Below are 1,000 nucleotides of genomic sequence, written 5' to 3'. Positions count from 1 at the left end.
TCACCTCTGATCAACGCAGAATTCGTGAACTTGAATTAGAAAACAAACGCTTAAGAGGTGATGTCGATATCTTAAAAAAGGCTATGACTTGCTTCATCAAACCAACAACGTAGATGAATCTGAATTATTTGAACAATGCAAAGAGCATCCAATAAAGCAAATTTGCAGTCTGTTAGGATTAAACCGTTCAAGTATTTATCGGCATAAGCAAGTCAAACCCAAGCAAACTTGTCAACGTACACAGTTCATCACTGAGCAGATTTGCACCATCTTTAAAATGAGTGGTCAAAACTATGGTAGTCGTAGGATTCAACGAGCTTTACATGCTGAGAATATTGCAATTGGTCGATATAAGGTGCGTAGAATCATGCGTGAACAAGGATTAAAAACGACATGGATACGAGCATTTACCAAGACTACAGATTCAAAACACAAAATGAAAGTTGCTGATAATGTGTTAGTTCAGCAATTTAATCCTGACGTGGTTAACAAAGCATGGGTTGCTGATATGAGAAGCACTGCTTCGCAAGATATTTGGACAGCAAGTGGTTGGTTATATTTGGCTGCCGTGATGGATTTATATTCACGTAAAATCGTAGGTTATAGCCTATCCAGTCGTATGACAGCAGATCTGGTCTGCACAGCATTACAGATCGCGATTTATACCCGACAGCCACCTAAAGGGTTAATTATGCATACAGACAGAGGCAGTCAATATTGCTCACAGCAATATCAAGCGTTGCTTAACCAGCACGATATTGTATGCAGTATGAGTCATAAAGGTCTTTGCTATGATAATGCCGTGATGGAGCGGTTCTTTTTAAATCTAAAGATGGAACGTGTTTGGCAAACTTATTATGCAAACCATCAAGAAGCAATTAAAGACATTAGTCATTACATCACGGTGTTTTACAATCAAGTCCGTTTGCATTCAACATTGGGATATTTATCACCTAGCAACTTCGAACAAAAAAACACGAGTATCTTTATCGGGGTGTCT

The 1,000-nt window shown here is 38.6% G+C and carries 1 pseudogene; it reads left to right on the top strand.

The features are described 5' to 3' along the window. Positions 1-79: 79 nt before the first annotated feature. A pseudogene (locus AVJ19_RS21135) lies at positions 80-1,000 on the top strand (IS3 family transposase); the annotation flags it as partial.

This window comes from Acinetobacter sp. CFCC 10889 (assembly GCF_003268395.1).
Taxonomy (GTDB): Bacteria; Pseudomonadota; Gammaproteobacteria; order Pseudomonadales; family Moraxellaceae; genus Acinetobacter.
This window is presented reverse-complemented; position numbering and strand designations above follow the sequence as displayed.